20 protein-coding genes, 1 riboswitch and 1 other annotated feature are annotated in these 24,981 nt (G+C 39.2%); of the genes, 9 read left to right on the top strand and 11 right to left on the bottom strand.

Annotated features, from left to right (window positions below; genetic code table 11):
- The first annotated feature begins 3 nt into the window (after positions 1-3).
- A complete protein-coding gene (locus tag KI375_RS15265; protein ID WP_212974331.1) occupies positions 4-561 on the top strand; it encodes an AAA family ATPase in 558 nt (185 codons plus the stop codon).
- Between the two features lie 236 nt (positions 562-797).
- On the opposite strand, the gene KI375_RS15260 is transcribed toward KI375_RS15265, so the two are convergent.
- Positions 798-1,613, bottom strand: a complete 816-nt coding sequence (locus KI375_RS15260; protein ID WP_212974330.1) for a class I SAM-dependent methyltransferase — start codon at positions 1,611-1,613, stop codon at positions 798-800.
- Positions 1,614-1,849: 236 nt separating this feature from the next.
- Between KI375_RS15260 and KI375_RS15255 the strand changes: the two genes are divergently transcribed.
- Positions 1,850-2,962, top strand: coding sequence for an AbrB family transcriptional regulator (locus KI375_RS15255; protein ID WP_212974329.1), 1,113 nt, complete (start codon positions 1,850-1,852; stop codon positions 2,960-2,962).
- 152 nt (positions 2,963-3,114) lie between these two features.
- Here the strand turns inward: KI375_RS15255 and KI375_RS15250 are convergent, their stop codons facing one another.
- Positions 3,115-3,387 (bottom strand): DUF2277 domain-containing protein, encoded by a 273-nt coding sequence (locus tag KI375_RS15250; protein ID WP_212974328.1) that lies wholly within the window; start codon positions 3,385-3,387, stop codon positions 3,115-3,117.
- Positions 3,388-3,532: 145 nt separating this feature from the next.
- Positions 3,533-3,781: a binding site (T-box leader), on the top strand.
- A gap of 51 nt (positions 3,782-3,832) precedes the next feature.
- Here KI375_RS15250 and metG point away from each other — a divergent pair.
- The gene (gene metG / locus KI375_RS15245) at positions 3,833-5,479 is read left to right on the top strand and encodes a methionine--tRNA ligase (RefSeq protein ID WP_212974327.1); all 1,647 of its coding nucleotides are present in this window, start codon (positions 3,833-3,835) and stop codon (positions 5,477-5,479) included.
- A 250-nt stretch (positions 5,480-5,729) separates the two neighbouring features.
- Here metG and crcB (KI375_RS15240) read toward each other — a convergent pair whose 3' ends face one another.
- Positions 5,730-6,089: a fluoride efflux transporter CrcB gene (crcB, locus tag KI375_RS15240; RefSeq protein ID WP_212974326.1), complete on the bottom strand. Its 360-nt coding sequence runs from the start codon at positions 6,087-6,089 to the stop codon at positions 5,730-5,732.
- Positions 6,086-6,472: a fluoride efflux transporter CrcB gene (gene crcB, locus KI375_RS15235; protein WP_212974325.1), complete on the bottom strand. Its 387-nt coding sequence runs from the start codon at positions 6,470-6,472 to the stop codon at positions 6,086-6,088. The genes crcB (KI375_RS15240) and crcB (KI375_RS15235) overlap by 4 nt, the downstream gene beginning before the upstream one ends.
- 57 nt (positions 6,473-6,529) lie before the next feature.
- A riboswitch (Fluoride riboswitch) is annotated at positions 6,530-6,588 on the bottom strand.
- Between the two features lie 227 nt (positions 6,589-6,815).
- On the opposite strand from crcB (KI375_RS15235), the gene KI375_RS15230 reads away from it, so the two are divergent.
- On the top strand, positions 6,816-7,664 hold the full coding sequence (locus KI375_RS15230) for a DUF72 domain-containing protein (RefSeq protein WP_212974324.1): 849 nt from the start codon (positions 6,816-6,818) through the stop codon (positions 7,662-7,664).
- A 36-nt stretch (positions 7,665-7,700) separates the two neighbouring features.
- On the opposite strand, the gene KI375_RS15225 is transcribed toward KI375_RS15230, so the two are convergent.
- From KI375_RS15225 to KI375_RS15200, 6 genes are all read right to left on the bottom strand, one after another.
- Positions 7,701-8,180: a GNAT family N-acetyltransferase gene (locus KI375_RS15225; RefSeq protein ID WP_244852681.1), complete on the bottom strand. Its 480-nt coding sequence runs from the start codon at positions 8,178-8,180 to the stop codon at positions 7,701-7,703.
- Positions 8,181-8,552: 372 nt separating this feature from the next.
- Entirely contained in the window at positions 8,553-8,840 is a 288-nt protein-coding gene (locus KI375_RS15220) for a hypothetical protein (protein WP_212974323.1), read from the bottom strand.
- A gap of 106 nt (positions 8,841-8,946) precedes the next feature.
- Positions 8,947-9,567, bottom strand: coding sequence for a hypothetical protein (locus tag KI375_RS15215; RefSeq protein ID WP_212974322.1), 621 nt, complete (start codon positions 9,565-9,567; stop codon positions 8,947-8,949).
- Positions 9,560-10,426, bottom strand: coding sequence for an ATP-binding cassette domain-containing protein (locus KI375_RS15210; protein ID WP_212974321.1), 867 nt, complete (start codon positions 10,424-10,426; stop codon positions 9,560-9,562). Before KI375_RS15210 ends, KI375_RS15215 begins: the two co-directional genes overlap by 8 nt.
- Positions 10,423-12,399, bottom strand: coding sequence for an ABC transporter permease (locus KI375_RS15205; RefSeq protein ID WP_212974320.1), 1,977 nt, complete (start codon positions 12,397-12,399; stop codon positions 10,423-10,425). Before KI375_RS15205 ends, KI375_RS15210 begins: the two co-directional genes overlap by 4 nt.
- 885 nt (positions 12,400-13,284) lie before the next feature.
- A complete protein-coding gene (locus KI375_RS15200; RefSeq protein ID WP_212974319.1) occupies positions 13,285-14,523 on the bottom strand; it encodes a Bcr/CflA family efflux MFS transporter in 1,239 nt (412 codons plus the stop codon).
- Positions 14,524-14,717: 194 nt separating this feature from the next.
- Here KI375_RS15200 and KI375_RS15195 point away from each other — a divergent pair, with 194 nt between their 5' ends.
- Complete coding sequence (locus KI375_RS15195; RefSeq protein WP_212974318.1) at positions 14,718-15,506, top strand: AraC family transcriptional regulator; 789 nt, start codon at positions 14,718-14,720, stop codon at positions 15,504-15,506.
- A 360-nt stretch (positions 15,507-15,866) separates the two neighbouring features.
- On the opposite strand, the gene KI375_RS15190 is transcribed toward KI375_RS15195, so the two are convergent.
- A complete protein-coding gene (locus tag KI375_RS15190; RefSeq protein ID WP_212974317.1) occupies positions 15,867-16,304 on the bottom strand; it encodes a GNAT family N-acetyltransferase in 438 nt (145 codons plus the stop codon).
- Between the two features lie 430 nt (positions 16,305-16,734).
- On the opposite strand from KI375_RS15190, the gene gltB reads away from it, so the two are divergent.
- The 4 genes from gltB (at position 16,735) to dapF (ending at position 24,971) form a co-directional block, all read left to right on the top strand.
- Positions 16,735-21,255: a glutamate synthase large subunit gene (gene gltB, locus KI375_RS15185; protein WP_212974316.1), complete on the top strand. Its 4,521-nt coding sequence runs from the start codon at positions 16,735-16,737 to the stop codon at positions 21,253-21,255.
- 86 nt (positions 21,256-21,341) lie between these two features.
- Positions 21,342-22,811 (top strand): glutamate synthase subunit beta, encoded by a 1,470-nt coding sequence (locus KI375_RS15180; RefSeq protein ID WP_212974315.1) that lies wholly within the window; start codon positions 21,342-21,344, stop codon positions 22,809-22,811.
- Between the two features lie 28 nt (positions 22,812-22,839).
- Positions 22,840-24,078 carry an LL-diaminopimelate aminotransferase gene (locus KI375_RS15175; protein WP_212974314.1) on the top strand — a complete coding sequence of 413 codons (1,239 nt, stop codon included), beginning with the start codon at positions 22,840-22,842 and terminating at the stop codon, positions 24,076-24,078.
- Between the two features lie 14 nt (positions 24,079-24,092).
- The gene (gene dapF, locus KI375_RS15170; RefSeq protein ID WP_212974313.1) at positions 24,093-24,971 is read left to right on the top strand and encodes a diaminopimelate epimerase; all 879 of its coding nucleotides are present in this window, start codon (positions 24,093-24,095) and stop codon (positions 24,969-24,971) included.
- Positions 24,972-24,981: the final 10 nt, after the last annotated feature.

Below are 24,981 nucleotides of genomic sequence, written 5' to 3'. Positions count from 1 at the left end.
CCATTGAAATTTGTTCTATTATTCGGTCCCCAAGCTGTTGGGAAAATGACAGTAGGGCAAGAGCTAGCAAAAATCACGGAGTTGAAATTATTTCATAATCATATGACGATTGATTTACTTGAGCCTTTTTTCGGTTTTAGTGCGGAAATGTGGAGATTATCGACCTTATTCCGTGAAGAGGTATTTAAAACATTTTCCCAAAGTGACCAGTATGGCATGATCTTTACATTTGTATGGGCCTTCAACAAGCAAGAGGATTGGGATGCAGTTGAAAAAGTCTGTCATTATTTTCGTACTGAAGGAGCGGAAATATACTTTGTTGAGCTAGAAGCACATGTAGAAGAAAGGCTCAAACGGAATCAAACACCGAATCGACTTGAGCAAAAGCCAACGAAACGAAATATCAAACAATCGGAAGAAAACTTACTCAGTAGCATGGATACACTACGGTTAAATTCCGAAGCTGGAGAAATAAAAGAAGAGCATTATTTGCGCATTGATAATACAAAATTAAGCGCTGTAGAAGTTGCCCAGATGATTAAACATCGATTTCGTTTATAAATCGATGCATATGTTTTTGGTGTAAACTAGGAGGCTTGCTGGGAAAGATTGGTTAAATCCATTCTTTCACTTGTTGGTGAGTGAGGTTTTATGAGTTAATAAGGATGTCGGACCGATAGAAATTCGGAAAGGAGGCTGGTAACAGTGAGCACAAAATACGAGGTGATTTCCGCTTAGCGGAAATCTAAACGGGGGCCGCATTGATTGCGGCCCCTTTACATTTTTATTCACTGAAGTTATTTAATCCCAAGACGCATGCGGTAGCTAAAGAGGATGTCTTGGCTTTCTCCACCGAAAGCTTGTTGCACATGGTGTTGGAAGGCAGTGATCGCATCATGAAGGTCAGTAGCACCTAATTTTAATGCTGTCTGCAATCCTCCTTGGCTTAAAGCGATATTGGCATACCGAGTTGCATCACATTGTTCCCAATGATGAAACACAATTTCTTTGGAAAAAGAAAAAAGCTGAGACTCACGAATTTGTTGAAGATGTTCATCTTTATTCCATTTAAACGCTAATTGCTTGGCGGGTGCAAGTTCGGTCACACGAGATTCAGCAAGTGCAATCAGTGCTTGATAATGTTCCTCTACTTCCATTGTAAAAGATGGCGGCCAGTCACAGTCATAAGCGGCAAAGACTCCTCCAGTACGCAGAACACGAGCAAATTCACGCAATGTGGGTTGTGGATCCATCCAATGAAAGGATTGGGAACAGGTGAGAATATCGACGGAATCAGCATCGATATCTAGCTGATCAGACAGCCCCTTCACAAACCGAAGATTATCAGGCTCCTCCTGGGCTTGCCAATGAGCGAGGGCCGCTTTACGCATATCATCATTCGGTTCCACCCCAATTATATCCTTCGCTTGATCTAACCAGATGAAAGATGATAATCCGGTTCCACAACCGACATCCACTACTCGATTAGGCACCTGAGTCAAATATCTTGTTAGTATTTTGACGATAACATTTGGAGGAACGGGACGATTTTGATCATAAAACTGACTGTAGCCCAAAAAGCGCTCTATATTATTTGTACGAATATCCTGCATACGTTTCTCATCCTTTCTTTTTCTCATACATCGTTGATATGATTATAGCACAGACGGATTTAGAACATTTAGAAATATATAGTCTTAATTCTGCTAGTTGCCACTGATATAAAAGTAAAAAAGACTTTGGGAACGCATTCTAAATAAAATTCCTGTATAGTAGAAAGAAAGATTATTCATGTTCTAGCTTAGTAGGACATTGAAAGGTGTATGTGAAAGAAGGGTTCCTATCTTATATGCAATTTAAAAAAATTATTTTTACGTTTTTAATTGCCGCCATTGGCGGTTTGGTATTTCAGTTTCTACATATTCCTGTACCATGGTTATTAGGGCCAATGATATCTGTATTCATTACGATTAATCTACTTCGGTGGCCTTTGCTATGGCCTAGTTCACTGCGCAATACAGGCATGATCATTGTTGGCTACACAATTGGTCTATCCATGACTGGCACTGCTCTGCACGAAATGGGGCGGCAAATTCCATACATGCTTTTCATGACGATTTTATTACTGGTGTTTTGTGCAGGGATTGCTTATGTCGTTTCTAAGATTTCTGATAGTGATTATCGAACCGCCTTATTAGCGAGTATACCGGGCGGACTTTCACAAGTTTTAATTTTGGCAGAAGAAACGAAGGGAATTCATCTCGGAGTAGTGACGATCACACAGGTGATTCGCCTGATGATCATTATTATTGCAACGCCTTTGATTGTGATGCTTCCATTTTTTCGCGATCCAGCTGATGCTTTAGTCGCCACTGAATCTGCGCTTCCTCCTGATATAGTTGGAAGTTGGGCAGGTTTATTTCCCCGTTTGCCACTCTTTGCAATCGTATGTATTGTTTTTGCTTTTTTGTGTATCAGAATTAAAATGCCAACGGCTTATTTAATTGGCCCTGCGATCGGTACAGCAATCTTGCAAGCAATTGGCATAGCGGGTCCAGTTTTGCCTTCTACTCTGCTTAATATCGCGCAATTGTTGATCGGGACATATGTTGGCTTGCTTTTGAAACCGCAGGATATGCCGCATACCTTCAAAACCTTTGCGATTGCGATTGGGAGTGGCTTGTTGCTAGTGGTGGGCGGTATTGGTTTGGGGTTATTACTCACGCTCATTCAACCAATTTCAAAAGCTACCGGCTTGTTAAGCTTAGCTCCTGGTGGAATGGATCAAATGGGTATCATTGCCCATGCTATTCATGCTGACTTATATATTGTTTCCGGGTATCAACTTTTCCGCACGTTTTTCATCTTTTTTGCTGTTCCCCCTTTAGTAAAATGGTTGTTTACGAGAATGGAGCGGCAAAAAGGGAGAGAACAAGAGGGAAGATTAGAAAAAAATGGTTGATATTTGGAAGGACTATGAACAATATTTATCTTAATAAAGGGCTCCAGGGGCGTACTTTTAGTCGCTGTTCTATTTAAACCTGAGCCAAAGACAGGCAAAACGCCTGTCTTTAACTGAATATTTGCTTGCCTGGTAGCCGAACGCTTTGTGATTTAGTTTTTTCCAAATCTTTTTTCATTTCTAACTCGGGCTCGTTCCGCTTCTACCTGGCGATCTCGGGGAGTGGAGCTGGTAACAAGCGAGTTTAGAAGCTGTTCCGTATTAGCAGCAATATTTTCAACCGCATTATGAAAAGCCTGTTCGTTTACTTTAGAGGGCTTTTGATAACCAGATACCTTGCGGACAAATTGTAAGGCAGCTGCATGGATTTCGTCCTTTGTAGCTGGAGGATCATAGTTAAATAATGGTTTAATGTTTCGACACATGAGGAATCATCCTTTCTTTCGAAATATTTTTAAAATAATTGTATCATAATTTTTAATCTAAAGAGTCGAGGCAATATGTAAAACTGTTTTTTCGTTTTTTTAATCAACTTGCATTTTACTTGCAAAAGAATTACAATCTTTCTAAAGAAAAGCGATGAGAAGGAAAAGTAAAAAGGACTGTGTTTGATAGAGAGCTTCTGCTGGTGGAAATGAAGCAAACGAACCCTTTTGAAAATGACCTTTGAGCTTCGTACCGAAAGCCCGAGCAAGTAGGCTACGACGAGAGTGGCACTCGTTACAACAGCAGCAGTATCCCGTAAGGCGTACTGGGTGAGGCAAGTAGTGTGAGCTATTTGCGAATATAGGTGGTAACACGAGTCCAATCGTCCTAATCATAATGATTAGGGCGTTTTTTGTGTTCAAAAAATACAAGGAGGAATGAAGGATGACAATTTTTATAGGGGGGGCCTGGCCCTATGCAAATGGTTCTTTACATTTAGGTCATATCGCGGCTCTGCTTCCTGGTGATATTTTAGCGAGATACTATCGACAGAAAGGCGAAAAGGTATTGTATGTGTCAGGAAGTGATTGCAATGGTACGCCGATTTCGATTCGTGCGAATCAGGAAAATACAACGATTGAAAAAATTGCCAACCATTTCCATACGGAATTTCTAGAATGTTTTCAAAAGCTTGGATTTACCTATGATTTATACACACGAACTGATACGACACATCATCATCATGCAGTTCAAGAAATATTTTTAAAGCTTCTGCAGAATGGTTATCTTTACACCAAATCAATTGAGCAGGCTTATTGTGAAACAGACAAACAATTTTTGCCAGATCGTTTTGTAGAGGGAATTTGTCCGAATTGCGGGGCTAAAGCAAGAGGGGATCAATGTGATCAGTGTTCTGCGCTTTTAGATCCACTTGTTCTGATCGATAGACGTTGTAAAATTTGTGGAAACGAACCGATTATTAAAGAAACAGAGCATTTTTATTTTTCATTTAGTCGATTTCAACAAAAGTTAGAAGCGTTGGTGAAGCATGCGAAACGAGAGAATCGTTGGCGAGAAAATGCAGTGGATTTAACGGAAAGATATTTAAAGGAAGGAGTGCTAGATCGCGCTGTAACACGGGATTTACCCAATGGTGTTGATGTACCTGTACCTGAGTTTGCCCATAAGAAGATCTATGTGTGGATAGAGGCTGTTGCAGGTTATTTAACAGCAAGTCAGGAATGGGCAAGACAGAAAGGCGAAAAACTTGAGGAATGGTGGAATAAGGACACTATTGCCTATTATGTTCATGGGAAGGACAATATCCCTTTTCATACGATCATTTGGCCATCCATTCTCCTAGGGTTGAAGCAATCTCCTTTGCCTACTCACATCATTTCGAATGAATATTTAACGCTAGAGAAACGGAAACTTTCCACAAGTCAAAATTGGGCCGTATGGGCTCCTTACATTTTAGAGCATTACCACCCAGATTCGATTCGTTATTTTTTAACGATTAATGCACCTGAGAATCGTGATACCGATTTTTCTTGGCGAGAATTTATCTATAGCCATAACGGGGAGTTGCTCGGTGCGTTTGGAAATTTTGTTAACCGTACATTGAAATTTCTGGAAAAGTTTTTTGAAAGTCGAGTTCCGCAAGGCAGGGTGAACGCATCGATTCAAACAGAGACCGAGCGTTTATACCAGCTGGTTGGAGAACTGATTGAAACAGGTCATTTTAAAAAGGCGTTAGAGCTTATTTTTGATTATATCCGTCAGGCCAATAAGTATTTTGATCAGGAACAACCTTGGCTCCAGATCAAACAAGCTGGACCGGCTGCATCTGATACAATGACTACCTGTGTGTATATCATCTGTAATCTTGCCCAGCTTTTACAACCGTTTTTGCCATTTTCTTCTGAGAAGATTCGGCAAATGTTGCAAATCGAACAGGTAGAATGGCAGGTTCAGCTTGACTTACCAGAACGTATTTTGTTTGTTGAGCCTCTATTTGAGCGCTTGGATGAAGCGTTAATAGAGAAAGAATATGAACATTTAGTTCAGACCTCGAAAGACTCATCGCCCTGACTTCTATCGCCTTATAGAGAATTAAACACTGTATATAGACAGGAGAAATAAACATGGTACGATGATAAAAAGCGAATCATAGATTTGAGGAGGATGTATATGCATGATGAACATGATAGGATCAAGGGACTATTAATGGCTACTAAATAATAAAAGCATGGTGCTTGATCCTATACTAGAAGCAGGCGCATATCTGAAAAAGGATGTGCGCCTTCTAGGGGAAAGCCTTAAATAAATGACAGACAAGGGCCTAGAGTTTGCCGATTTGTATTCCGATAAAAGCTAGAAAAATCCCGAACGTGTAGCTAAGGCCAAGATAGAGCACAAGGGTTTTCCATTTTTTCTCCGCATGAAGCTGGATATTTTCTAATTTAAATGTGGAAAAGGTGGTAAAAGCCCCTAAAAAACCTATTCCAAAAAGGAGTTGTAGTGAATGCTCAAGATTTGCTCCAATGATTAAGCCAAGCAAAAAGGAGCCGGCCAAATTTACAATGAGTGTAGCGAGTGGAAAAGAAGAGGTATCTTTTCTTTTGATCCTATTGCTTACCCAAAAGCGGGCGATAGCACCAAAGAAACCTCCAACTGCTACCAAACAGAAGGATAGCGTCATACACTCATCCTCCTTTGGCGAGAGCCGAAACGGTAACCAAGCCATGAAAAAAGCAAGCCACCCCATACACTGAACAGGAGATAAAGCAAGGCAACGCCCCATTTACCAACGATCATTAATTCTACGGTTTCCACACTAAAGGTAGAAAAGGTAGTGAAGGAACCAATCAATCCTGTCCCAATAGCTGGAATCATGACAGGGTGGAGAAATTTCAGGCGTGGTAATGAGAGGGTGAGCCAACCTAAAATAAAACTCCCTAGCATATTTGTTAAAAAGGTTGCTATTGGAAAATCATAGAACCACACATGTTGAAAGGATAGACCGATGGCATAGCGCAAAGAAGCTCCAACCATGCCAGCTATACCTACCGCAGTATATTTCATTGCGATTCACCTCTATCAGAAAGATTCATTAAAATAAAACAGACTCCACCAGAGAACTTTCTGGTAGGAGTCATTAGCGTTCCGCAGTTTCGGTGAACTCCATCACCTATAGGATATGTCAGTATTGTATCAAAAAATCAAGATTAAGGCGAACATCCCTAAAAAAATACGGCTTACTTAGTTTGAATGGAAGTCAAATTCACTCTGAATAAGCTGCTGTTTTATCTTTTCAAATTCCTCTTCATACCATATATTTTGAGTAGACTGAATTTAATATCGGATCATTTTTTAAAATTCAAATGCACCTGTTCAATATGGTAAAATAATGGAAGGAGGGATTGAATTGATTTATATCGGTGTCACGGGCTGGGGGGATCATGATAGCTTGTATCCAGCGCAGATGAAGGCGAAAGATAAATTAGCGGAATATAGTAGTCATTTTCCAGTGGTCGAAGTGGATGCTTCTTTTTACGCGGTCCAGCCTATCCGGAATGCAGAAAAATGGGTGAGAGAAACACCGGACAACTTTCGATTTGTTGTAAAGGCTTATCAGGGAATGACAGGGCATCAACGCGGAGAAGAACCTCCTTTTGAAACAAAAGCAGAGATGTTTCAAGCATTTAAGGAATCCTTACATCCCTATCAAGAGGCGAATAAATTAGCAATGGTCTTATTTCAGTTCCCTCCTTGGTTTGATTGCAAAAAGGAAAATGTACAATATTTGCGTTATTGTAAGCAGGAGATGGGGGATCTGCCGGTCGCACTAGAATTTCGTAATCAATCGTGGTTCACCCCTACTTATCGAAATAATACGTTGAGTTTTATGAAACAAGAAGGGTGGATTCATGCGATTGCTGATGAGCCGCAGGCTGGTAATGGGTCGATTCCGATTGTACCGGTTGTGACAGATCAAAATCTGACGCTCGTTCGCATGCATGGTCGGAATGTTCATGGTTGGAATAAACCAAACGATGCAAACTGGCGGGAAGTTCGCTATTTATATAAATATAATCAGGACGAGCTATTAGAATGGAAAAAACGGGTCTTACAATTGCAAGACTCGTCTAAGGAGATTATTATCTTATTTAATAATAACTCGGGTGGGGATGCAGCAGGGAATGCTAAGGAGTTTCAAAAAATGTTAGACATTGATTATGAGGGTTTGGCTCCTAGACAGATGAACTTGTTTTAAATAGATATCGAAAACATAAGCAGTCTTCTTTTAAACTTACTCAGAGTCTGTCCCGACCAATTTGATCATAATAAGAAACGGCATATCGTTTGCCTTAAATAATGTCACGGCTTGAAATCCTAAATGTTTATAAAGCTTAATTGCTCGCTTGTTGAACCCTGCTACAGTTAAGCGGAAAGCTTTGGGTCGCTGTTGCTTTTGCAGATGTTGAAGGATAAAGGAAAGGAATTCTCGCCCAAAGCCTTGCCCCGTCCATTCCGGTTTTATGCCGAGGCCGATGTCAACGAGTTTATCCATGTCAGGATAAACGCCCACTTCATGTCCTGAATGAATTTGAGCAAAGCCCCCTGTGCAAAAAAAGCCAATTAATTCATTCTCTTTAAAAACACAGAAATAGTGGAGAAGTTCTTCTAATTCTTCTTCGTCGCCCTCTAAGTTATAAATCTCATAAGGTGCCTCATATTTCCATTGCATAATCTCCCGCGCATACGCTTCATTCATCCTTGTAATATACATGGCAGCTCCCCCCTTTTTTTTAGATAATCGAGCTTTTCGTTTGGTTTTATCCCGAGGCAACCATCCCTAGGCCACTTCAGAACATATAGATGTCCTAGCACCCCGATTACACTCGTTAATCATCAATGGGAGATAAAGGTCAACTGATGCAATCTCGTTTTATTATGAGATGTTTTTTAAAATTGTCTAGATAAAAAAACGAAAATGAGACCAATAGCCTCCTAAATAGGATGTGGAATGAAAAAAGAAGTTAGATAGTTAAATTCACGAGTGGGAGAGAAGTCAGTATTTAAGGGCAGGAGAAGTTTTAGAGTAGTTCATGGAAATGAGAAAAAACTGAATGTAGGTTGGCTAATTATCGTCACTTTCAAATTAAACTAAATGTGTACCGAACCAAAAGAAAAAAGCAATGACAGACGAATTAATGATAAATATTAGAATGATCAAAACGGATAACCACTTTTTTTCTTGCTTTTTAAACAATGGAAGAAAAATGGTTATTAAAGATACAACAGCAAGGACAAATGTTGCTCTTATATGTAAATTCAGAAAACTCGGATTAGTAAGACCAAATAATGGAAGAGTGTATAGCGAATAAGTAAAAAATATTACAATTGTAAGCGCTAAATAACTTCTCCACGTAAATTCCTTATTCTTCATTCCTTCACCCCTCCATTTATTTAAATCATTGGGAAGTTTCTGTATATCCCTATTTTATAATAATAACATAGTTTAAAAGATATATGGATTGTCCAACAATGATACATCATTTAAAGGCTCGTACTAATTGTACTACAGATAAAACTATTCCTATAAATAACAAGAAAAGCTTCAGGTACAACCAAATGTCATGAAAAAAATCTTCAAATATAAAAAGATGAAGCACAGGGAAAAAATTTCCAAGTGATACAACCTCTGTTACTGTATAGATTGCATTGATTGCTATGCTAATCTCCAGTGACTTTATGATGGTTAATAAAGCAAGGCCAATTAATTGATAAAAGATAAATAATAATAGCAGATGTAAAACCATTATCATATCCAAGAATTCTGATCCCTTCACCCAGATGAGCAAACTTGTTAATAATAAAATGATGAAACCATGCAATAATCCGTACCGTAGTAAATCGTAGGCTATGTTTTTCTTGTAGTAAGGTATCAATGTATCCGGTGCACCTTCATCATAAATTGAACTATACAGAAAAACTACATGTAATCCAGCAGCTGGTATAGCGATCCCTTGTAAAAATATATATGGTAAGTAAGATTCTTCAGGATAGCTTAGCAACATTAATAGTAATGTAAGCAAGTATCCCACAAATGGAATGATATAAATTCCTTTTAACAAACGGATGTCAAATTGAAAATGATGTTTTAACTTATTCATGAGAAGGGCTCTCTTTCAATAAAGTTAAATAGCCGTCAATCAATCTGGGTGGCACTACTTTACCGATCGGTTCGTTTGATAAGAATCTTACTAATATATGTGATCCGTTATCATCCAATTGAATCACTTCATGCTGAGATATGACTTCATCTAGTTGTTCAGGTAATATTTCTAATTGATAGACTTGCTGATTTGCCTTTTTTTTAAGTTGTTCCGGATCTCCCTCGAATATAACGTTGCCATCCTTAATGATGCCGATACGATTGCATAGAAATTCAATATCTTCTACTAAGTGCGAAGAAATAATAACGGTATGATTTTCTCCGAGTTTTTTTAATAAGTTCCGAAATCGAATTCTTTCTTCAATATCCAAGCCAGCTGTCGGCTCATCAAATAATAATACGGATGGTTGCCGAAGTAACAATTGAGCAATCCCAACCCGTCTTCGCATCCCGCCAGATAATTCTTTCATTTTTTTCTGTCCATGATACTGTAGATTCACTTTTTGCAGCACATCTTGAATTTTTCCTGCTATTTCAGCATTTTTTTCCCCTTGTAAAACGGCAATATGTTCTAATACCTGATAAACAGTCAAATCAGGATAAATCATAAAATCTTGAGATAAATAACCAATAGTATCTACCTTTTTCACATATGATTTTGTACTAATTAATGTTTGATCTAGATAGACATCCCCTGATTGAAAAGACTCTAGTCCTGCTAAGATTTTCATTAAAGTTGTTTTTCCCGCTCCATTTGGACCCAATAGTCCGTATACACCCGAAAAGGATAGATTAATGTCTGATAGAACCATTTTTTTCTTATAAGCTTTACTCAATTCTTCTACAGATATATTCACTCGTCTTTCCTCTCTTCTATAAGTGCTTTCACATCGTCCCAAGTCAATGTCTCGTCCATTTCAATATACCATTGCTTTAAAAATTTCCTTTTTTCTTCTATCTTCAATTTACTAAATTCGTAATAAATACGATAAATAGTTTCAAATGAAGAATGATGTGTTTCTGTGATAGGTTGATCAGAAAATATTTGGAAATCATATTCTTCCTTTATCATTAAACTTGATAAATTTTTCCATTCCTGAAACATATCATTTTTTCCTCTTGGTTCCACAGTAAGATCCATGAATTCTTCAACAAAATTACTTATCACCTCTGGGTCTGAAATAGATACCGTTATCCCTCCCACATTATAAATAAACTGTTCGGTATCAATAACACTAGTCGCCGGATCTGTAGTAAAAACTACTTTATTCGGTAAACTGGTGATTTTGGTTGAAGAAATTTGTTTTAATTCCTTTAAGATTGTTTCGAAAGCGTTTGTCACTTTCCCAATACGTTTGGACATTTTTGGCCAATCCGCAGGATAAGTGACTTCATAATCTTTATAATTCATTTGGTTACCTTGACCTTTTATAATAGAAATTCCGTTTGCGTCTCCTTCGTAGTGATTACCAACATTCGTCAAGTTTGTAAATAATACCCCATCTGCAAAAAGTTCAAAATGATATTGTTTATTTGTCTCAAAAGGGCTATCGGTAATATCTATATTAGTTAGATTAGTTGGCTTGTACATATGCTCTTCCCTTTTTTTCGGATACCAGGCTAGGTTGGCCGCTAAAATGGCTCTACTTCCTTCAAAATAAACTAATCCTGTATCAACTAGCTCATACTTAAATACGATTTCCTTAAAACTATCTGTTGGACTTTCAATTCGAACAATATCACCTTCCCGAGAGTACAAAGCATTTTCTCCATCAATCGTGATCTGATGAATAGGATAAGCGTGATATAATTGAAAAGACGGTTTATCCGTATTTGTCTTTTCAAATTTGATTTCAGCATCGACTCTATCATCTTCCAGCGTGATGCGATATGAAGCAATGTCATAGTTTAAATCTGTCTCCACATCTTGCATGTTTCTATAGCGTTCTACTTCTAATTCATTATCAGCATTATTAAATGTGCTTGTGTTAGATTGAATAGATAGGTAGCCTGTACCAAAGCTAACAAAAAGCAACAGAAGGACAATTGCCAATGTTCTATTCCTCTCTCTTTTTATACGCGCCCATTTTATTAATACTAATAACATTAGGAAAAGAAGAAGAAATAACCACGTTAGTATTCTTAATTCAAGGCCTATACTTGTATTGAAACCCATATAGGATACGTAGACAACATAGATACTGTTTGGCCCGATACTTAATAACGTTTCCCAGTCGGTTGATTCGACATTGTCAAAAAAAGAAGCTAATACTTCTTGGTTGATCCCTCCGGTAAAAAACCATATGATTAGGATAAAAATAATACTGATTTTCTTAGCCCCGAAGATAAGTGCAATAATAATCCCTGTCAATGCAGCAAAAAAAAGCGGGAAAAACATATAGTCCAATAAATAACGAAACAATGATCCATAAATCGAAGACCATTCTATACCAACAAATAAATAAATTATAAGAAAAATAAAATATACAATCGACAACAAGATAGCCTGAAAACTAATATGTACAAATAGTAACGCGGTTATCTTCTCCACAAGAATTTTATAACCATCCACAAAGAAGTTATAGGTACCATATTTTAATTCATTTGAGAAGGTGAGATAAAAATAAATCATATATAATACAGAAACCAATTGTACAACCACAATGATTTCAGCAGGAAGATCTCCATACTTTTCTCGATCAAACCATGTATTCATATACATAAAAATTCGAATGGATAGAAATAACATAAAACCGATACTGGCTGTAAGATAAAGTTTATTTCTACTCATATTTTTAAAGTAAAAAAGGTACAAACGTTTTAATCGCATACATATACACCTTATCCCTAATAAGTATAGAAAGAGAAACAACTATATTAGTTGTCACTCTCCATAATAGAATGTAAAAAGTCATAGATCAACCGCTACATGCCCTCTGGATCTTTTAGTGTGTCCATAATTTGACCATAATAAGTTTTATCCTTTTTTAGACTATTGAAAAGACATTTTAAATTAGCCGGAACTCCATGTTGCAGAAGCAGGATATATCATCGAGAATCGAAATCGCTTACATACAATCAATATTGAAAGAAGAAGAAATAGAGGCATGGGGACAAGTCTTTTCATGTGGATAATTGGAAATATAATGAGAAAGAAGATACTTTTCTATGTCTAAAATGAAAAGTGAGAGTCTCAAAAAGGATTGTACGAAGCTTTCAGACGAGATAACTGGTGAGATTATGGAAAACGTAAATTTGAAGCGGAACTAGTGTTGGTTTTCGGGAGCTAATTTGGGTTTCAACCGAATGTCCGTAAGGGGCAAACAGAAATCCAATGATAGATAACGGTAAACATTTTACAAAAAAGTTCCAAGCAAATATTTTATTGCTAAGGAAACTATAAAATTCTTGGCTTGTGGATAACTGCTTATGTCGCGGTCGGCATCCAGCTCCAGCCTAGCCCCTCGAGGTCAAATAACCCTGAACCTATGAAGGGAAAAAGCCCCTTCCTAGGTTCAGGAACATTTGCTTGTCGGAGGCCAACAGGATGTTGGTCAGAAAGGTGTTGCGACGTACAGGATGTACTAGTGCAGACGAAGCGACAGGACGTCGCGTTTGAGTCTGCCGCCAGGACGGCGCGAATTTAGCCTTTCTTCCTAGTTCAAGGCGCTTGGCTTTTTTTCTTGCTTGGAACTTTTTTGTTTACTATTTTTGGCTAGTTGTGTCCCGGTCTCACTTCCATATTCTCTGTGTGAGTTGTACGCTGTTCCTTCGTTAATCGGAAGAAAGCAATCATGCCGATCAAGGATGTGACAAATAAGACCGTGCCCATTGGGATAGCTGTTGCTTCATTGATCCCGACAAGGGGAGAGACAATTGATCCAAGTAATAATGGCATCATGCCTAAGACTGCACTGGCACTTCCAGCCCGATGTCCTTGTTTTTCCATTGCTAATGTAAAAGTACTGGTTGTAATCATGCCCATTGTGGTCATATAGATAAAAATACAGACAACAAGACTGACAAGTGGTCCTTTTATCACCGTCATGATTAGTAAAAGACTCGTTGCAGATACGGCGATAATGACAGCTATACGGAGCAGCTTTCTTTCATGAATGATGCCGCCAAAACGACCAATGATAAAACTTCCCATAATAATCGCCAATCCATTGATTCCAAACAGAATACTAAAAACTTGTGGAGAAACTCCATAGATTCCTTGGTAAACAAAGGGTGTACCAGATACATAGGCAAAACTTCCACCATGGATAAATCCAACGGTTAGGGCGTAACCTATAAAGGATCGATCTTTGAATAAACTTAATAAAGTTCCAACGGATTCCTTCGCTGAGCTTGGTAAACGTTTTTCAGGAGGTAAAGTTTCCTTCAAACGACTAGCAATCAGGAGAACAATACAAATTCCAAGGAAGCTTAGAAAATAGAAAATCGTATGCCAGCTTGCGAAAGGTAAAAGTAAGATTGCGCCGCCTGTCATCGGAGCAATCATCGGTGCTGCAGCATTGATAACCATTAATAGGGCAAAGAATTTGGTCAATTCTCTCCCTGTAAAGACATCGCGAACAACTGCACGTGATAGAACAAGCCCAGCAGAAGCAGTTAATCCTTGCAATAATCGTGCGATGACTAGGGTTGTAATATTAGGAGCCAAAGCACATAGAAGAGAAGAAAGGACAAACAAAGAAATTGAAATCAATAATGGAGTCCTTCTCCCTTTAGCATCACTAATCGGTCCAATAAAAATTTGTCCAACCGCAAAGCCAATTAAACAAGTTGTTAAACTAAGCTGAACAAGCGATGCATTTGCCCCGAGGTCACTAGCAATATCGGGAAAACTTGGTAAATACATATCAATATTCAGAGGGCCTAATATACCTAAACTACTAAGAAGTAAAACTAATCCAAACCGTTCTTTTCCTGTTGGATTATGGAGCATAACGCAAAACAACCTTTCTACTATGAACTGCAAATAGAGATAGTATACAGGAGAAAGGTGGTTATTGTCTAAACATAATAATCGAAGGAGAGTCAACGAATGTGCATATTCTCTATCGCCTGCATGGAGATTGCGTTTTTGATATAATAATCTTCTGTATAGGGAAATCGTTTCTCACTAAGGAGGAATTCAATGTGTTATCGATCAATCCTGAGCAATATATTCTCAAGCCTGCCTTTGCGACGATTAAATGTGAACCCCAGTGGAAATGGAGAAAAAGAGATAAACCAATGCCTAATTATGATCTTTTTTATGTATGGAGCGGGGAAGGGGAGGTTGTCCTTAATGGGAAGTCATTTCCAGTTGAAAAAGGACATTGTTTTCTATTTCGTCCAGGTGATGAAACAACCGCTACACATAACCCTCAAAACCCACTCGTGTTGACGTATATACATTTTGATGTGCTTGAAATTCCTCAAATGATTCCTTCTCCTCATCGAGTTCTATCTGATACAATCAGTTTTGAAGCTTTGTTGGCACAATATGTTCGCTTGTTTCTTGTAAAATCTTTTGGCGCTGAAGTTGAAGCAAAGCTTATTTTGAAACAATTAATCATCCATTTATTGCGAGAGGAAAGAGAAAATGTCGCTCAGATAACGAACACAAGTAATCGATTTATCGAAACGATTCATGAAATAGCTAATTATATTCAACAGCATCCTGGTGAACCTCATACGGTCGCAAGTTTGTCTGCTCGTGCTAATCTTTCACAAAAATACTTTTCACAAAAGTTTAAACAAATCATCGGCCAGACGGTGAAGTCCTACATTATCCAATCTCGCATAAAACGTGCCGAGCATTTATTACATTATGAAGGAATGACTGTAACAGAAGCGGCTTATACGCTTGGCTACAACGACCTCCATTTTTTCAGCCGTCAATTTAAAAAATACACGGGGAAAAATCCATCAGATATTCGTTGACCTATTAAATGTTCTTTCCTGTGCTTCAATTGTTCTCGATATTTTGATCCGATATGAGCAGTTCTTTTCGGAGAAACGGGAGTTCGTGCAGAGAATTACCCGGAATTATTGTAGAGGCTGGGACAAAAAATATTATCACCAAAAAAAGCGATCTAGTATGGTGGATGTACTCGCCCCGGAAATATACTTAGCTAAGTAATACATTGTTCGTCTTTGGAACTTAATATTTTAGTTATATCCCTGCCTCTTTTTTATTCCGTAAAAGCGTCTATGTCAATCTGTTCAACTATATGTAAATCTTTCTTTATTGTCGCTTAGAATAGTATTGATAAATTCCTGTTTAGATTGATTAAATTTTTTTCATACATTATTCGTTACAAATGTCTTTTTAAAATAAGTCGCCGATTCGTCATATCCTATTGCGTTATAAAAATTATGTGCTCTTCTAGTCGCAAGTGCAACCAATTTTGATCCCCGCACCGAGGCTAATTCCTCAATTTTTTCCATCATACACTTACCAATATCTTTTCCTCTATATTCTTCTAGTACAAAGAGTTCCTCTACCCAGCTCACTGTTCCATTGGCGAAGAATGCTGGATGATGAAATGCTAATACATAACCTATAAGTTTTAAGTCGGTTTCCGCAATAAGTATATCAACATTAGGATTTTGAAGCAGTTCAGAAAAAACTCTTGAGAAATCTCTTTTGTTTGGAGTAAAGCTAGTTGCAAGTTTTTCGGCTAAAGGAAATAACTCATTTTTGTCTTGAGAAGTTGCTTTCCTGTATTCAATATTCATTTAGGCCACTCCTATCTGATCTATTCGCTGTCCTTTTTTACGGGCCTATTATAGCAGAAGGGAGAAAGCTTGTGTAGAGCTGACCTAATATATTTAGAACGAGTTAAAACGCGGACATCACTCCCCTCATGGTGTTGGCTTTTTTGTTGTCCAGGAAAATATAAAATCCTAGCTTGTCGGTAATGTTCTAATTTTGGGATTGTCATCCAGGTCAGAGACTCGCAGGATGCGAGTCCATCGGTGTTTCGATAGGACGTCGAGCCTTTAACCAATGTTCCGCAATAATTGCTTGTCGCCCATAGGCACCCCCCTTGCGTTTTTCTATGCAGTCATCTGTGAATAGAGAGGGAAAAAAGTGCAAATCTTTCTCCTATAATTCTAAATCATTTAAAAATCTAGGATGCTACCATAAAGATACGAAATAAGGAGGATGCAAATGAAGAAGTCGGATAATCAACAGGGATTATATAATCCCCAATTTGAACATGATGCATGTGGCATTGCTCTATTAGCAGATATTAATGGGAAAAAATCTCATAAGCTGATCAATCAAGCATTAACTGCTCTTGAGAGGCTAGATCATCGTGGTGGACGAGGTGCTGATCAGCGATTAGGCGATGGAGCAGGGATTTTGACACAGATTCCCCATCAACTATTTCGACAAGAATGGATTAAAAAAAATGAAGAACCACTTGAAGCGGGGAAGTACGGAGTGGGGATGTTCTTCTTACCTCAACAACCGGATGCCAGAGAATTTTGTGAAAAAACGATAGAATCTGTTATCGAGAGCCAAGGATTATCCCTATATGGCTGGAGAACGGTTCCGACTGATGATCAATTATTGCATGCTCAAGCGAAAACAACTCAACCTGTGGTTCGACAAGTGTTTGTCCAATCATCTTATGACGAACCAGGCGATATCCAGTTTGAAAGAATTTTGTACCAAATTCGTAGAAAAATAGAAAAAGCTTGGATAAAAGCTGATGTATGTGAAGAAGGGCAGTACCATGCTGTGAGTTTTTCAGCAAGAACGATTATATACAAAGGGCTGCTTCTTCCTGAGCAACTACGGCATTATTATTGTGATTTACAAGATGAGTCGTACCAATCGGCGATGGCGATGGTTCATAACCGTTTTAGTACAAATACCTTTCCAAGCTGGAATCGGGCACAACCGAACCGGTTTTCGATGCATAATGGTGAAATCAATACGATCAACGGAAATATCAATCGGATGTTTGCAAGGGAGGCATTATTCCAATCTAATACACTGCCATATATAGGAGAATTAAGGCCGATTATCGATCTTAGAGGTAGTGATTCTGCCATTTTTGATAATGTATTAGAATTTCTTGTTTTGTCAGGATGGTCTCTCCCACACGTGATGATGATGATGGTCCCAGAACCATGGCAAAATAATCGTTTAATGGCCGAAAATAAAAAAGCCTTCTATCAATTTCATAGTGCGCTTATGGAACCTTGGGATGGACCAGCAGCAATGGGATTCACGGACGGTATTCAATTAGGAGCATGTCTGGATCGGAATGGCTTTAGGCCTGCTAGGTATGTAGTGACAGATGATGATTTCATCTATGTGGCATCAGAAGTGGGAGTAGTCGATATACCGGAAGAAAAAATTATTCGTAAAGATCGATTGAAACCGGGTGAGATGTTAATCATTGATCTTCAGCAAAAAAGACTTATCTTTGATGAGGAAATCAAACAAACGATCAGTTCCAAACATCCCTATAAAGAATGGGTCCAATCGCAAATCACTTCCCTCGAGGATCTCCCAACTGAACCTCCCAGCTTAAACGGTCATCGAACAGAGCAGACAGATGAAGAATTGGAAAGGTTGGAACGGATCCAAGATTCTTTGGGCTATACGATCGAAGAATGGGAGAAAGTCATTAAGCCCATGGCTTTACAGGGGAGTGAACCGATTGGATCAATGGGATATGATGCGCCATTAGCGATTTTATCTAATCAGCCACAGCCTTTATTCCATTATTTCAAACAAAAGTTTGCACAAGTTACAAATCCACCATTGGATGCAATTCGCGAGGAAATAGTGACATCAGTGGAGGTATTATTAGGGCCAGAGGGAAATTTGCTTGAACTTAATCCAAAAGATTACAAAAAAATCCGATTAAACACCCCTATTTTATTGGAAAAGGAAATGCTTAAAATTCGTTACCTACAAACGCCTGATTGGCGGACGGTTATGATTCCAACTATTTTCCCTATCCAGCAACAAGATGGAGAATTGGCACAAGGATTGAAGATTTTATTACAGTCAGTGGATGACGAGATTAGCAGAGGGAGTAATCTATTCATATTGAGTGATCGTGAAACCGGAAGAGATTTTTCCTCTATCCCATCGTTATTAGCTGTTTCAGCTGTCCATCATCATTTAATTCAAACGGGTAACCGAAGTAAGGTTAGTATCATTGTAGAATCTGCTGAGCCTAGAGAAGTACATCATTTTGCTTGCTTATTAGGTTATGGAGCGGACGCGATCTATCCTTATCTTATTTACCAAACACTGGATTCCCTATTAGAAACACGGCACTCTGATAAAAAGTCGGAAGCATCAGTTAATTATGTGAAGGCTGTAACAAAAGGAATCTTAAAGATTATGTCTAAAATGGGGATTTCAACTTTACAAAGCTATCAAGGTGCACAAATATTTGAAGCAATTGGCATTAGCCAGGAGGTCATCGATCACTATTTTCCAAGAACCGTGTCACAAATAGGTGGTTTAAGCTTAGATGACATAGCAAAAGAAGTACGAACTAGACATGTAAAAGCTTTTTCGGAAGACGAACCAACATTAGAGAGTGGATCTGATTTTCAGTGGCGGCATAATGGCGAGCTGCATCTATTTCGACCAGATACCATTCATACCCTGCAATATGCCTGTCGAACCGGTAAATATGAACTTTATAAAAAATACAGTCATCTGGTTCAGGAAGATGCTGATCAACACGTGACGCTTCGTGGGCAATTGAATTTTACACATAAACGAAAGTCCGTTCCATTAGAAGAAGTTGAACCAGTTGAATCAATTTTTACAAGATTTAAAACAGGAGCGATGTCGTATGGCTCAATTAGCAAGGAGGCCCATGAAGCCCTTGCCGTTGCAATGAATCGGATCGGTGGTAAGAGTAATAGTGGGGAGGGTGGAGAAGATCCCCAACGATTTCAACCACTCGCTAATGGTGATTTACAACGGAGCAAAATAAAGCAAGTTGCTTCAGGAAGGTTTGGTGTAACCAGTCATTATCTTGTCAACTGTGATGAGATTCAAATTAAGATGGCTCAAGGAGCGAAACCGGGAGAGGGAGGACAATTGGCTGGACATAAAGTTACGATTCAAATTGCCAAGACAAGAGGGTCCACTCCTGGGATCGAATTGATTTCACCTCCACCGCATCATGATATTTATTCAATAGAAGACTTGGCACAGCTGATTTACGATGTGAAAAACGCCAACCCGTATGCTCGCATCAATGTCAAATTGGTATCGGAAGCAGGAGTTGGAACAATTGCCGCTGGGGTAGCAAAAGCAAAGGCTGATGTGATCTTGATCAGTGGTTATGATGGCGGAACAGGAGCTGCTTCCAAGTCAAGTATTAAACATACAGGGATGCCATGGGAACTGGGAGTAGCTGAGACACAACAAACCTTAATGATGAATGGTTTGCGGAATCGCGTCACATTAGAAACAGATGGAAAAATGATGAATGGCCGGGATGTCGTTATTGCTGCCTTGCTTGGAGCAGAAGAATTTGGGTTCTCTACATTGCCCCTTGTCTCACTTGGCTGTGTAATGATGAGAGTTTGCCATTTAGATACTTGCCCGGTAGGAATTGCTACCCAAAATCCTGAATTACGAAAAAAGATGATGGGAACAGCAGATCATATTGTTCATTTAATGCATTTTATTGCTCAAGAAGTTCGAGAATATATGGCCGAATTGGGATTCCGGACAATGGATGAAATGATTGGTCAAACTGATTTGCTGACAATATCCGAAACTCAACATTGGAAAGGAAGGACTTTAGATCTGAAGCCCCTTCTCTATAGAAATGAAGGAATCTCGCGGTTTACATTACCGCAAGATCATCAACTGGAGAAAAATTTGGATTATCGTGAACTGTTGCCGATGGCTCTTACAACAAATGAGAAAAAATCCATACACGCCATTCTCGCAATTCATAACACAGACCGTTCGACAGGGACGTTACTAGGGAGTGAGATCTCACGAAATTATGGTGGAAAAGGCCTAGCAGAAAATACTCTTCAGCTTCATTTTAAAGGTTCAGCTGGTCAAAGCTTTGGTGCTTTTATTCCAAATGGAATGACGATGAAACTAGAAGGAGACGCCAATGATAATGTGGGGAAAGGACTTTCCGGAGGGAAGATCATCATCCACCCATCCAATCTAGCACGTTTTACTCCTGCTAAAAACATTATCATTGGGAATGCAGCATTTTATGGTGCAACTTCAGGGGAAGCCTATATTTATGGAATGGCTGGTGAGCGATTTTGCGTTCGAAATAGTGGAGCCCAGGTCGTTGTAGAAGGTATCGGTGATCACGGCTGTGAGTATATGACTGGAGGAAGAGTAGTCATTCTCGGTGAAGTGGGGAAGAATTTTGCAGCTGGTATGTCTGGGGGAATCGCCTATATTTATGACCCAAGTGTACGTATTAGTCAATTGTGTAATCTTGGGATGGTTATGCTTGAAGCTGTAGAGGACTTTACGGAGATGAACACAGTCAAATCAATGATTCAACGCCATTTTTACTATACAAAAAGTCAGACAGCGAAAAAAATCCTCGAACGCTGGGAGGAAGAAAGTACTCATTTTGTACGAGTGATTTCTAAAGAGTATAGACAACTGCTCACATCAACTTCACCAGCTAGTAATGGGCAGTATAAATAAAGCGGGACCTCGTTCATTATTCCCTTAGACTCTTGATGTGAGGAACCTACGGATGCGCAAGATAAAGAGAGATTGGAGGAAGTGATATGGGAAAAGCAACAGGATTTCTAGAACATCAAAGAGGTCATTTACAATATCGGCATCCTTTAGAACGGTTAAATGATTGGGAGGAAATAGCGAATCTTCCACCTGAAAAAAATTTGCAAGAACAGGCATCTCGTTGTATGGATTGCGCGGTTCCCTTTTGTCAAAACGGCCATTCATTAGCAGGGATGACAACAGGATGCCCAATCTATAACTTAATCCCGGAATGGAATGAGCTTGTTTATCAGGGGAATTGGAAAGAGGCTTATGAACGTTTATCTCGAACCAATCCGTTTCCAGAATTTACGGGACGTGCCTGTCCAGCGCCATGTGAGGGAGGTTGTGTCGCTTCTTTATTTGAGGAGGCTGTTACGATAAAAAATATTGAGAGAGCAATTATTGATAAAGCCTTTGAAAATGGATGGGTAAGACCTAAACCTCCAAGTTTCCGTACAGGGAAGCATGTGGCGATTATTGGCTCAGGACCAGCAGGGCTTACATGTGCGTCTGAATTAAATCGGAAAGGGCATCTAGTGACGGTATATGAAAGAGATGATCGGATCGGTGGATTATTGACCTATGGAATCCCCAAAATGAAGATTGAACAATCTGTGGTTGACCGACGAATCCATTTAATGGAGGAGGAAGGGGTGCGCTTTACAACAAATGTTGAGGTAGGTACCCAATTCTCTGTAGAAAAATTACACTTGGACTATGATGCGATTATTCTTTGTATTGGGTCGACACGACCGCGTAATATGAACATTCCTGGAAGTGACTTAAAAGGCGTACACTATGCGATGGATTATCTCCACTTAAATACCAAGAGCTTACTAGATGCTGATTTTGAAGATGAGCACTTCATTTCTGCCACAGGAAAAGATGTGATTGTCATTGGTGGAGGGGATACAGCCACAGATTGTGTATCGACAGCTCTTCGTCAAAATTGTAAAAGTTTAGTCCAATTCGATATTTATCCTAAGCGCCCTGAAACTCGTACATCTGAAAATCCTTGGCCGCAAGTCCCAATTGTTCACAAAATGGATTCTGGTCAAGAGGAAGCAGTGATGAAATTTGGTGAAGACCCCCGAAGTTATTCGACTTCAGCTCTTCATTTTATCGGTGATGAACGAGGAATGTTAAAAGGCATCAAAAGTGTAGAAGTCCATACTGAGAAAAATGAACATGGCCAAAAAATAAGAACAGAGATGGAAGATACTGAACGGGATTGGCAAGCTCAACTTGTTTTCATTGCGATCGGATTTGAAGGTCCAGAAACCCAGCTTTTGGAACAAATTAGTGTAGATGTCAATGAGCAAGCCACGGTTGCTGTTCCCAATGATTCGTATCACACGAGTCAGCCTGGAGTGTTTGTGGCTGGAGACGCAAGACGCGGCCAAAGCCTAATTGTCTGGGCTATTCAAGAAGGCATACAAGCAGCTCAACAATGTCATCATTACCTTATGGACTAGACATCTTCATGAATGAGAGGGAAACAGTATGACAGTAGATTATATACAGCACCAATTTGCAAACCGGATTGGTGGAGCAAATTTTGGAATAAAAGAAGAAATATATAAATTTGAAAAAATCAAACGAGCGAAGCAAGAGGCTATGAGAGCACAGCCAACGAAGGCACTGATCGATCTTGGGGTTGGTGAACCAGATCAAAAGGCAGATGACAGGGTTGTTCAAGTGCTGGCAAAAGAGGCGGGAAAATCAGAAAATCGCTTCTATGCTGATAATGGCGGACCTATGTTCAAGCAAGCAGCAGCGGAATATATGGAGCATGTATTCGGGGTGACAGGACTTGATCCAGAAACGGAAATTATGCACACCATTGGCTTGAAAACAGCATTGGCTATGCTTCCAGCAGCCTTCATCAATCCTGGTGATATCACCTTGATGCCTTCTCCTTGTTATCCTGTTTTGGGAACCTTTACCAAATATTATGGAGGAGAAGTGTTTGATCTCCTTTTGTTGGAGGAAAATGGTTTTCTCCCTCAATTGAATAGATTGGATGACGAAATTTTAAAAAAGGCAAAATTACTTTATTTAAATTATCCCAATAATCCGACAGGAGCAGTCGCTACGGGAGAATTTTTTGAGGAAGTAGTGGCTTTTGCAAAGCAAAACGAATTGATTGTTATCCATGACGCTGCCTATGGCGCACTTGTGTACGATGGAGAAGCGCCATTAAGCTTTCTTGCGACACCAGGTGCGAAAGAGGTAGGAATTGAACTTCATTCATTATCTAAATCATTTAATATGACAGGCTGGCGGATGGGATTTGTTGCCGGTAATGCCAAATTGGTCAATGCGTTTGCCACTGTAAAAGATAACCAGGACTCGGGGCAGTTCATGGCCATTCAACAAGCGGCTGCGTACGCATTACGACATCCTGAAATAACAGAACGCACAGCAGAAAAATATGAAAGACGTTTTCAATTATTGGTTGATGCTTTACGCGAATGTGGATTTGAGATTTCCAAACCAAAAGGCTCCTTTTTCCTCTATGTGAAAATACCGAAAAGGGTGGAAGATGGAGAGGTGTTTCAGACAGCAGAAGATTTTAGCCAATATCTATTGAGAAACCATTTAATTTCTACAGTCCCATGGGATGAAGCCGGCCATTTTATTCGTTTTTCGGTTACATTTCAAGCCTATGGAATTGAGCAAGAAAGGTACGTAATGGATGAAATGAAAAAGAGACTTGGCTCCGCAAACTTTATTTTTTAAGGACGATGATGAATATGTTATTTACCAAAATGCATGGATTGGGAAATGCTTATGTGATATTTAATGAATTGGATCAATCAAGCAAAGTGAGTGATTATGGCAAACTATCCAGACTAATATCGGATCCAAACTTTGGCATTGGTTCCGATGGATTGATCTTAATTCAATCTTCGACAAAAGCTGACTTTTGCATGAGGATTTTCAATGAGGATGGATCAGAGGGATTAAATTGTGGTAATGGTTTGCGGTGTGTAGCGAAATATCTCTATGATCATAAGTTTATGGCATTCAAGAGCTTTACGCTTGAAACAAAAAGTGGCGTGGTTGGGGTTGAAGTGGAAACCAATCACATGGGAAGAGTACAATCTGTCACTGTGGATATGGGAAAGCCGAAGCTGCAGAAAGGAATGATTCCGATGGTTGGGGATCCATTACAAACAGCAATCGATGAGCCTCATTCCTTTCTAGATAACGACTTTCGCCTTACCAGTGTCTCAATGGGGAATCCTCATACCATTTTATATACTGACAATGTTTCAGCATTTCCATTAGAAAAAGTAGGACCCATCATCGAGACCTCCTCACTATTCCCTGAACGAGTAAATGTCGGCATTGTTCAAATTATGAATCGCCAAGAACTGATCTATCGGGTGTGGGAAAGAGGTTCTGGACTCACAATGGCTTGTGGTACAGGAGCGTGTGCGGCGGTGGTGGCGTCGACTCTTAATCAATTATTGGATCGAAATGCTCCCATCACCGTCCATCTTCCAGGAGGGGATTTAATGATTAAATGGGACGAATATGGCCATGTTTGGAAAACAGGAGAAGCAGCCTATATCTGTCATGGGGAATGGGAACTGGATAAGACAGACGAACCACCCTATGCATGCTAGAGATGATCAA

The organism is Bacillus sp. J14TS2 (genome assembly GCF_018333015.1).
Lineage (GTDB): Bacteria > Bacillota > Bacilli > Bacillales > Bacillaceae_C > Lederbergia.
Note: the sequence above shows the minus strand (reverse complement) of the source record. Positions and strands in the feature narration are given on the sequence as shown.

Bases quoted from the DNA above. Each gene is read 5' to 3' on its own strand.
- KI375_RS15260 (WP_212974330.1), bottom strand. From the start codon at position 1,613: ATGCAGGATATTCGTACAAATAATATAGAGCGCTTTTTGGGCTACAGT.
- KI375_RS15255 (WP_212974329.1), top strand. From the start codon at position 1,850: ATGCAATTTAAAAAAATTATTTTTACGTTTTTAATTGCCGCCATTGGC.
- KI375_RS15250 (WP_212974328.1), bottom strand. From the start codon at position 3,387: ATGTGTCGAAACATTAAACCATTATTTAACTATGATCCTCCAGCTACA.
- metG (WP_212974327.1), top strand. From the start codon at position 3,833: ATGACAATTTTTATAGGGGGGGCCTGGCCCTATGCAAATGGTTCTTTA.
- crcB (WP_212974326.1), bottom strand. From the start codon at position 6,089: ATGACGCTATCCTTCTGTTTGGTAGCAGTTGGAGGTTTCTTTGGTGCT.
- crcB (WP_212974325.1), bottom strand. From the start codon at position 6,472: ATGAAATATACTGCGGTAGGTATAGCTGGCATGGTTGGAGCTTCTTTG.
- KI375_RS15225 (WP_244852681.1), bottom strand. From the start codon at position 8,180: ATGTATATTACAAGGATGAATGAAGCGTATGCGCGGGAGATTATGCAA.
- KI375_RS15220 (WP_212974323.1), bottom strand. From the start codon at position 8,840: ATGAAGAATAAGGAATTTACGTGGAGAAGTTATTTAGCGCTTACAATT.
- KI375_RS15215 (WP_212974322.1), bottom strand. From the start codon at position 9,567: ATGAATAAGTTAAAACATCATTTTCAATTTGACATCCGTTTGTTAAAA.
- KI375_RS15205 (WP_212974320.1), bottom strand. From the start codon at position 12,399: ATGCGATTAAAACGTTTGTACCTTTTTTACTTTAAAAATATGAGTAGA.
- KI375_RS15200 (WP_212974319.1), bottom strand. From the start codon at position 14,523: ATGCTCCATAATCCAACAGGAAAAGAACGGTTTGGATTAGTTTTACTT.
- KI375_RS15190 (WP_212974317.1), bottom strand. From the start codon at position 16,304: ATGAATATTGAATACAGGAAAGCAACTTCTCAAGACAAAAATGAGTTA.
- gltB (WP_212974316.1), top strand. From the start codon at position 16,735: ATGCAAATGAAGAAGTCGGATAATCAACAGGGATTATATAATCCCCAA.
- KI375_RS15180 (WP_212974315.1), top strand. From the start codon at position 21,342: ATGGGAAAAGCAACAGGATTTCTAGAACATCAAAGAGGTCATTTACAA.
- KI375_RS15175 (WP_212974314.1), top strand. From the start codon at position 22,840: ATGACAGTAGATTATATACAGCACCAATTTGCAAACCGGATTGGTGGA.
- dapF (WP_212974313.1), top strand. From the start codon at position 24,093: ATGTTATTTACCAAAATGCATGGATTGGGAAATGCTTATGTGATATTT.